This window comes from uncultured Streptococcus sp., assembly GCF_963521865.1.
Taxonomy (GTDB): domain Bacteria; phylum Bacillota; class Bacilli; order Lactobacillales; family Streptococcaceae; genus Streptococcus.
Genome location: NZ_CAUQWY010000051.1, coordinates 1 through 8,166 on the forward strand (window position 1 = coordinate 1; position 8,166 = coordinate 8,166).

Consider the following 8,166-nt stretch of genomic DNA (forward strand, 5'->3'; position numbering starts at 1 on the left):
TTAGAAATAAAAGAAGCCATCAGGTTAGCATTTAACCTAAACAGCTCCTTGATTATCCTCCAAATAAACGAGCAAAAAAGCCTTTCTTAGTTGATTGGACTTCTTCTTTTGCTTGGTCCAGCTCTAGCTTAAGATTTTCTTGATCCTTCATGGCTTGAAGGGTCAATTGTTGCTGCTGATCTAGTTGTTTGTCTTTCTCAGCAATCTGACGGTCTTTGATACGCATCTGCTCATCTTTTTCTGATAACTGACGATCCTTGGCTTTTAATTGTTCATAAAGACGAAGAATTTCTGCATTCTTCTCATCAACCAGAATCTCCATCAGTTCACGTTGCTTGACATCTTCACTGACAGGTTCATCTTCAAAAATCGTTTTTTTATAGATTTCTTCTAGCTTAATCAAGCCACTTCTGGTAACGACTGTTACCCCTTTGTCATTTTTATCTGTGTCTTCTTCTGGTAATTCTTTGACACGGTTATTGATTGCTTGGCGAGATAATCCTAAGACCTCTGCAATCTCACTGACGGTCATTTCAATACTCATAATATCCTCTGAAACGTTTTCTAGCTTTTCTTTACTTAAATCTTATCATAAGCTAGAAAAACTGTCAAATTTTCGCTTAATCTAAGGCCTTCAAAAAGGCTAATAAAACTTGGGCAGAGCGACGTCCAGCTTCGATAATAAACTCATCAAAAGAGATGTTTGCTTCGTGATTGGCATTGTCACTCATAGCTCGGATGACTAAGACTGGAAGATTAAGGGCATGCGCTGCCTGAGCAATAGCTGCCCCCTCCATCTCAACAGCCAAAACATCTGGGAAATGGGACTTAATCGCTTCTATCTTGTCATTTCCTGCAACAAAACTATCTCCTGTAGCAATCAAACCAAGATGCCAATTTTGATCCAATTGAGATAAACTCTCTTGAATTTTAGCAACAAAGGTTTTATCTGATTCAAAATAAAGCGGTTGTTGCGCCATTTGTCCATAAGCATAGCCAAAAGCTGTGACATCCACGTCATGATAAGCCAATTTGTCAGCAATCACAACATCACCAACAGCAATACCTTCTGCTACTGCCCCAGCTGATCCCGTGTTAATCAAAGCATCCACTTGGAAATGATCAGCCAAAATCGCCACACTCATAGCAGACATGACCTTACCAATTCCACTTTCTACAAGAACGACTTCATGAGAGGCAATGGTTCCTGTGTGATAGGTATTGCCTAAAACAACTTGCTCCTGGGCATTGTCTAAATGCTGGACCAGATAGGCCAGTTCTTCTGGCATAGCCGCAATAATTCCTATTTTCATTTCAATTCCTTTTCTATTACAAAAGTTTCATTGCTAAGACAAGCAAAATCAAGAGAAAGATGACTACAAATAAGATTTTATTCAGTTTAGAATTGAAGACATTTCTCTTAGTATTTTCAATGCGACGGCTTTTATGAATAGACGGTTCGACCTGAATCTTCAAGGTTTCCTGACTAAATCCATGATCCTTAGGAATGGCATAACCAAAACGGGAAGAAGAGGTTGGTAAAATCTTAGTCTCCTCATCATCTAGCAAAGGGGGACCTGAAATTTTTTCGCCTCTATTAGCCCTTTCAATCATTTCATCCGTTAATAAAGGTTTACCCATACTGACCTCCTCTATTTTTTCTGCAATTCCCAGTATTGAACAGCCATAATTGTCTTGGCATCACAGATATGACCTGATCGGATCAATTCCTTGGCTTCTTCTAAGCTCACTTCAAGGACTTCTAAGGTTTCATCCTCATCCTGCGGCCGTGGATTTTCCACCTTTGTCAAATCGCTTGCTCGGTATAGTTTTAACTTTTCATTACAAAAGCCAATGGCTGAATAAAAATCGTACAAGAGTTCTAACTTCCCTGTATAGGCTGTTTCTTCCTCTAATTCACGCAGGGCTGCTGCAACAGGGTCTGTATTTTCTCCTACTTCCAACTTTCCTGCTGGAATTTCGTAAGATACAGCCTCGATAGCTTTGCGGTACTGCTTGACCAAGATAAGTTTTTGCTCATCCGTTACTGCTAAAACACAGACAGCTCCATTGTGGAAAATCAAATCCCGTTGGGCAACTCCTTTGCCTTCTGGTAATTCAACCTGATCTTGGACCAGTTTAAATATTGGTCCTTGATAGATTTCTTTTCGACTAAGCGTTTTTTCTTCAAATTCCATGATAGGCTCCTACTGATTATTAGGATGATGAGGAAGGCGAGTTGCATATTCGTCTTTATTAACCTGACGTCCACGACCAATAGCAATCGCATCTGCTGGCACGTCTTTGGTAATAGTTGAACCAGCTCCAACTAGGGAATTGTCACCAAGTTCTACTGGCGCAATAATGGTTGAATTTGAACCAACAAAGACATTGTTACCGATGACTGTCTTGTATTTGTTTTTGCCGTCATAGTTGACTGTAATGGTTCCAGCACCAAAATTAACCTTGCTACCCACTTCACAGTTTCCGATATAAGTCAAATGACCAGCCTTAGTATTCTCGCCGATAGAAGAACCTTTAACCTCAACAAAGTTTCCAATATGGACTTGGGCACCCAGACTTGAGCCTGGACGAATGTGGGCATAAGGCCCAACAGTTACACCGTCTGCAACACTGCTTTCCTCAATCATAGAGTTGGTAATAACAGCTCCTGCTCCAATAAGGCTGTCCACTACATAAGTACCGCTTGTCAAAACAGTCTCAGCACCAATTTTCGTTTGCCCCTTCAAGGTAACATTGGCTTCGATTTGAACTTCAGGAGCAATCTCAACATCAATATCGATATAAGCCGCTTCTGGATTGACAAAACTGACCCCATTGACCATGTGCTGATGATTGATGCGACGACGCATAACCGACTCAGCAGTCGCAAGTGCCACACGGTCATTTACCCCAAGACTTTCATCAAAATCTTTCAAAGTATAAGCGCCAACTTTTTCACCAGCTTCACGGAAAATACCAATGACATCTGTAATATAGTATTCGCCTTGAGCGTTATTGGTATTGATATTTTTCAAAGCTTCAAACAAACGCTCGTTATCAAAGACGTAAGTTCCAGTATTGATTTCCTTGATTTGCTTTTCAAAATCTGTAGCATCCTTCTGCTCAACAATGCGAAGAACCTCAGCATTGTCATTACGAACAATTCGTCCATAGCCAAAAGGATTATCTGTTTCAGCAGTCAAGATAGTGGCCACATTTTTATGATTGATGTGGAAATCAATCAAGTTTTTCAGGCTTTCACCAGTGATTAAAGGAGTATCTCCTGCAATGACCAAGGTGTGACCTGACAAACCTTCTAAGATAGGCTCTGTCATCATAACCGCATGACCAGTTCCTAACTGTTCAGATTGAGTCACAAATTCTGTCTGTCCAGCCAAGACCTCTTCAACCAATTCTGCCTTGTGTCCGACAACTGTTACTGTCTTTTCAGGTTGGATAGCTCCCACACTACGGAAAACATGTTCCAGCATTGAAATACCCGCAACCTTGTGCAACACTTTTGGCAAATCAGATTTCATGCGAGTCCCTTTACCCGCTGCTAAAATAATGGCATAATTTGACATAATCTTCTCTTTTCTCTAGAAATTCCCTTTTATTATACCATATTTCAAATCATTCCGCGCCCTTGAATGAAAAAATGCTCTAAAGTCCTTTCTTAACCCATTTTTTGAGTGTTTTTTTTGATTTTTTTTCATTTTTAAGGTAAAATTATGAGATATGAGAAAGAAAATTAATCCGCTTATTTTATTTGTTTTTTTTGGGATTATAATTTTCATTTTAATCCTAAATCGCCCTCGTTTTGAAGATCATCCTGTAAAAACAAAATCCAATATCGCCCAAGTACAGACACAAGCACTACATAATATAAATAAACCAGTAATTGATGTTTCTGGTTGGCAACGTCCTGAGGAAATTAATTACGATACTCTCTCCCAAAATATTTCTGGAGCTATCGTTCGCGTCCATAGTGGCGCTCAATCTTCAAAAGAAAACGATGCTTCCTTTGTCAATGGGATAGATAAGGCCTTTAAGACCCATATTACCGAGTTTCAAAAACGAAATGTACCCGTTGGGGTCTATGCCTTTGTAGCTGGAAAAAGTGTCCAAGAAATGGAAAAGGCTGCCGAAGTATTTTATAACGCCTCTTCACCATACACTCCTAGTTACTATTGGCTAGACGTGGAAGACAAAACCATGTCCAATATGAACGAAGGTGTTGAAGCCTTTCGGGCAAAACTAGAATCTCTAGGTGCTAAAAATATCGGAATCTACGTTGGGGTCTACTTCATGGAAGAACACAGTATTGATACAGATAAGTTTACCTCTGTTTGGATTCCTTCCTATGGTTCTGACTCAGGATTTTACGAGGCAACTCCTAAGACTGATTTAGATTACGACATTCACCAGTACACATCTAAAGGAAAAATTGCTGGCTTTGATCACGATTTGGATATCAACGTCATCTCTTCCCTAAAAAATAAAGAAGAAACCTTTAGAAAAATCTTTTTAAAACCTTAAAAGCATTTGTTTAGCATTTGCTTTTTCTTTTTATTATAGATTGTGATACAATATAGTAAGGATTTTTTGAAATAGAAATAGTTGGAGGAAATATATGCTCTCATGGTTAGCGCGCATTGTTAAAGGGATTGTCATTGCTCTTGGATTTATTCTACCAGGAATTTCTGGAGGGGTTCTAGCAGCAATCTTAGGAATTTATGAACGGATGATTGGCTTTCTGGCCCATCCCTTTAAAGACTTTAAAGAAAATGTTTTGTACTTTATTCCAGTTGCCATCGGTATGCTTCTAGGAATCGGCTTATTTTCCTACCCGATTGAATACCTGCTTGAAAATTATCAGGTCTTTGTCCTATGGAGCTTTGCGGGTGCCATCATTGGTACAGTTCCTAGCCTCCTCAAAGAATCAACTCGAGAATCTGACCGAGACAAGATTGATTTAGTTTGGTTCTGGGCAACCTTTATCATTTCTGGATTAGGACTCTATGCCTTAAATTTTGTTGTTGGAACCTTGAGCGCCAGCTTTCTTAATTTCGTCCTAGCAGGTGCACTACTGGCTCTTGGCGTATTAGTTCCTGGCCTCAGTCCATCAAATCTACTTTTGATTTTGGGCCTCTATGCTCCTATGTTGACTGGTTTTAAAACCTTTGATCTCTTGGGAACCTTCTTCCCGATTGGAATCGGAGCAGTTGCAACTCTCATCATTTTTTCAAAATTGATGGATTATGCCTTAAACAACTACCACTCACGCGTCTATCATTTCATCATCGGAATCGTCCTATCAAGTACTCTTTTGATCTTGATTCCAAATGCAGGAAACGCTGAAAGTATCCAATACACAGGTCTTTCACTTGTCGGTTATGTCATCATCGCCTTCTTCTTTGCACTGGGAATCTGGCTTGGTATTTGGATGAGCCAATTGGAGGACAAGTATAAATAATGGCAAAAAAAGTTAAAATCAAAAAAACATTGGTAGAACAAATCCTATCTAAAGCAGGTATCTCACATCAGGGGATTCAACTCAATGCCCTTGAAGGAGAACTTCCTCAAGGTTATGAACGAGATCAGATTTTCAAAACCTTGGCTCTTTTGGGAGATAAGACAGGACCGATTATCGGAATAGTCCCTATCACTCAACACTTGTCTGAAAAGAAACTAGCCAAAATTTCTGGCAATAAAAAAGTGAGCATGATTCCACAAAAGGACTTGGAAAAAACAACTGGTTATATTCATGGAGCCAATAATCCCGTCGGAATTCGTCAGAAACACAATTATCCCATTTTTATCGATAAAATCGCTCTAGACTTGGATCAAATGATTGTCTCTGCAGGCGAGGTTGGTCACAGCATTATCGTGGCTCCCCAAGACTTAGCTAGCTTTGTAAAAGCTGACTTTGCAGATATCTTGGAGGGCATCCAAGAATGAAACTCTACTTTGTCCGCCACGGTCGTACCCTCTGGAACCAAGAAGGACGCTTTCAAGGTGCTAGTGGAGATTCTCCCCTTCTTCCTGAATCCATTGAAACCTTAAAACAACTTGGCCAATATCTCAAGGATGTTCCTTTTGAACAGATTTATTCAAGTGATTTACCTCGAGCGATCAAATCTGCTGAAATTATCCAAAGTCAACTCCAGACCCCCTGTCCTTTAGAAAGTGTTCCTAATCTCCGTGAATGGCAGCTGGGGAAGTTAGAAGGTTTAAAAATCGCAACCTTGGAAGCTATTTACCCACAACAAATCAAAGCTTTCCGATCTAATCTTGCCAAGTTTGACACTCAAATGTTTGGAGCCGAATCCCTCTATAGCACCACGCAACGGACCATCCAATTTATCAAATCATTAAAAGATAGTTCGGCTGAGCGTATTCTAATTGTCGGCCACGGTGCTAATCTTACTGCCAGTCTTCGTACTCTTCTAAGTTATAAAGAGCCTCTTCTTCGTAAAGATGGCGGTCTAGCAAATGCCAGCCTAACAATTCTAGAAACCCATGATTTTGAAACATTTACTCTCGATACTTGGAATGATACTTCCTATCAATAACAGAACTTGATTTTAGCGTCAAGTTCTTTTTAGTTTTGAAAGATTATCCGTGAATTTCTTGCTTATTTATGATAAAATGGGAGTATCGCAAAAAATGACTCATCGTATTCAATTTTGAGTAAAACTAGGAGGATCCCATGTCAACAGAACATATGGAAGAACTAAATGACCAGCAGATCGTTCGCCGTGAAAAAATGGCTGCGCTCCGTGAACAAGGAATCGATCCTTTCGGAAAACGCTTTGAACGCACTGCAAATTCACAAGAATTAAAAGATAAATTTGCTGACCTCGATAAAGAACAATTACATGATAAAAACGAAACAGCTACTATCGCAGGACGCTTGGTAACCAAACGTGGTAAAGGTAAAGTAGGATTTGCCCACCTTCAAGACCGCGAAGGTCAAATCCAGATCTACGTTCGTAAGGATGCTGTCGGTGAAGAAAACTACGAAATCTTCAAAAAAGCAGACCTCGGTGACTTCCTTGGTGTCGAAGGCGAAGTGATGCGTACAGATATGGGAGAACTCTCTATCAAGGCTACTCACATCACACACTTGTCTAAGGCTCTTCGTCCTCTTCCAGAGAAATTCCACGGTTTGACAGACGTTGAAACCATTTACCGTAAACGTTACCTTGACTTGATTTCTAACCGTGAAAGCTTTGAGCGTTTTGTCACTCGTTCAAAAATCATTTCTGAAATCCGTCGTTACCTTGATCAAAAAGGTTTCCTTGAAGTGGAAACACCTGTTCTTCACAACGAGGCTGGTGGTGCTGCTGCCCGTCCATTTATTACCCACCACAATGCCCAAAACATTGACATGGTACTTCGTATCGCGACTGAGCTTCACTTGAAACGCCTTATCGTGGGTGGTATGGAGCGTGTCTATGAAATCGGCCGTATCTTCCGTAACGAAGGAATGGACGCTACTCATAACCCTGAGTTCACTTCTATCGAAGTCTACCAAGCTTATGCAGACTTCCAAGACATCATGGACTTGACTGAAGGCATTATCCAACACGCTGCTAAATCAGTCAAAGGTGATGGTCCAGTCAACTATCAAGGTACTGAAATCAAAATCAACGAACCATTTAAACGTGTTCACATGGTGGATGCTATCAAAGAAATTACTGGTGTCGATTTCTGGCAAGACATGACCTTGGAAGAAGCTAAAGCTATCGCTGCTGAGAAGAAAGTTCCAGTTGAGAAACACTACACTGAAGTTGGTCACATTATCAATGCCTTCTTTGAAGAGTTTGTTGAAGAAACCTTGATTCAGCCAACCTTTGTCTATGGACATCCAGTAGCTGTATCTCCACTTGCTAAGAAAAATCCTGAAGACGAACGTTTTACTGACCGTTTCGAGCTCTTCATCATGACCAAGGAATACGGTAATGCCTTTACTGAGCTCAACGACCCAATCGATCAACTTAGCCGTTTTGAAGCCCAAGCCAAAGCCAAAGAACTTGGTGACGATGAAGCGACAGGCATCGACTACGACTACATCGAAGCCCTTGAATATGGTATGCCACCAACAGGTGGTTTGGGAATCGGTATCGACCGTCTCTGCATGCTCCTCACTGATACAAC

10 protein-coding genes are annotated in these 8,166 nt (G+C 40.5%); 5 read left to right on the top strand and 5 right to left on the bottom strand.

Going from position 1 to position 8,166, the window contains the following annotated elements:
* Positions 1 to 52: 52 nt before the first annotated feature.
* From rocS to glmU, 5 genes are all read right to left on the bottom strand, one after another.
* Positions 53 to 544 (bottom strand): chromosome segregation protein RocS, encoded by a 492-nt coding sequence (gene rocS, locus RWO85_RS09150; protein WP_000021242.1) that lies wholly within the window; start codon positions 542 to 544, stop codon positions 53 to 55.
* Positions 545 to 620: 76 nt separating this feature from the next.
* Entirely contained in the window at positions 621 to 1,313 is a 693-nt protein-coding gene (locus RWO85_RS09155) for a 5'-methylthioadenosine/adenosylhomocysteine nucleosidase (protein WP_057487420.1), read from the bottom strand.
* A gap of 16 nt (positions 1,314 to 1,329) precedes the next feature.
* Positions 1,330 to 1,641: a cell wall synthase accessory phosphoprotein MacP gene (gene macP, locus RWO85_RS09160; protein ID WP_314415466.1), complete on the bottom strand. Its 312-nt coding sequence runs from the start codon at positions 1,639 to 1,641 to the stop codon at positions 1,330 to 1,332.
* A gap of 11 nt (positions 1,642 to 1,652) precedes the next feature.
* Positions 1,653 to 2,198 (bottom strand): NUDIX hydrolase, encoded by a 546-nt coding sequence (locus tag RWO85_RS09165; RefSeq protein WP_314415468.1) that lies wholly within the window; start codon positions 2,196 to 2,198, stop codon positions 1,653 to 1,655.
* 9 nt (positions 2,199 to 2,207) lie between these two features.
* Positions 2,208 to 3,587: a bifunctional UDP-N-acetylglucosamine diphosphorylase/glucosamine-1-phosphate N-acetyltransferase GlmU gene (glmU, locus tag RWO85_RS09170; RefSeq protein WP_314415470.1), complete on the bottom strand. Its 1,380-nt coding sequence runs from the start codon at positions 3,585 to 3,587 to the stop codon at positions 2,208 to 2,210.
* A gap of 154 nt (positions 3,588 to 3,741) precedes the next feature.
* Between glmU and RWO85_RS09175 the strand changes: the two genes are divergently transcribed.
* The 5 genes from RWO85_RS09175 to lysS all read left to right on the top strand — a co-directional run.
* Positions 3,742 to 4,542, top strand: a complete 801-nt coding sequence (locus RWO85_RS09175; RefSeq protein ID WP_314415472.1) for a glycoside hydrolase family 25 protein — start codon at positions 3,742 to 3,744, stop codon at positions 4,540 to 4,542.
* Positions 4,543 to 4,636: 94 nt separating this feature from the next.
* Positions 4,637 to 5,479: a DUF368 domain-containing protein gene (locus RWO85_RS09180; RefSeq protein ID WP_314415474.1), complete on the top strand. Its 843-nt coding sequence runs from the start codon at positions 4,637 to 4,639 to the stop codon at positions 5,477 to 5,479.
* Complete coding sequence (locus RWO85_RS09185; RefSeq protein WP_314415475.1) at positions 5,479 to 5,964, top strand: aminoacyl-tRNA deacylase; 486 nt, start codon at positions 5,479 to 5,481, stop codon at positions 5,962 to 5,964. The genes RWO85_RS09180 and RWO85_RS09185 overlap by 1 nt, the downstream gene beginning before the upstream one ends.
* A complete protein-coding gene (locus RWO85_RS09190) occupies positions 5,961 to 6,578 on the top strand; it encodes a histidine phosphatase family protein (protein ID WP_314415476.1) in 618 nt (205 codons plus the stop codon). Before RWO85_RS09185 ends, RWO85_RS09190 begins: the two co-directional genes overlap by 4 nt.
* 137 nt (positions 6,579 to 6,715) lie before the next feature.
* Positions 6,716 to 8,166 (top strand): lysine--tRNA ligase (gene lysS / locus RWO85_RS09195; protein ID WP_314415478.1); only part of this gene is annotated, 1,451 nt, incomplete at its 3' end.

What these genes read in the sequence shown, in the direction of transcription:
- rocS (WP_000021242.1), bottom strand. Translation starts at nt 544, where the DNA reads ATGAGTATTGAAATGACCGTCAGTGAGATTGCAGAGGTCTTAGGATTA.
- RWO85_RS09155 (WP_057487420.1), bottom strand. Translation starts at nt 1,313, where the DNA reads ATGAAAATAGGAATTATTGCGGCTATGCCAGAAGAACTGGCCTATCTG.
- macP (WP_314415466.1), bottom strand. Translation starts at nt 1,641, where the DNA reads ATGGGTAAACCTTTATTAACGGATGAAATGATTGAAAGGGCTAATAGA.
- RWO85_RS09165 (WP_314415468.1), bottom strand. Translation starts at nt 2,198, where the DNA reads ATGGAATTTGAAGAAAAAACGCTTAGTCGAAAAGAAATCTATCAAGGA.
- glmU (WP_314415470.1), bottom strand. Translation starts at nt 3,587, where the DNA reads ATGTCAAATTATGCCATTATTTTAGCAGCGGGTAAAGGGACTCGCATG.
- RWO85_RS09175 (WP_314415472.1), top strand. Translation starts at nt 3,742, where the DNA reads ATGAGAAAGAAAATTAATCCGCTTATTTTATTTGTTTTTTTTGGGATT.
- RWO85_RS09180 (WP_314415474.1), top strand. Translation starts at nt 4,637, where the DNA reads ATGCTCTCATGGTTAGCGCGCATTGTTAAAGGGATTGTCATTGCTCTT.
- RWO85_RS09185 (WP_314415475.1), top strand. Translation starts at nt 5,479, where the DNA reads ATGGCAAAAAAAGTTAAAATCAAAAAAACATTGGTAGAACAAATCCTA.
- RWO85_RS09190 (WP_314415476.1), top strand. Translation starts at nt 5,961, where the DNA reads ATGAAACTCTACTTTGTCCGCCACGGTCGTACCCTCTGGAACCAAGAA.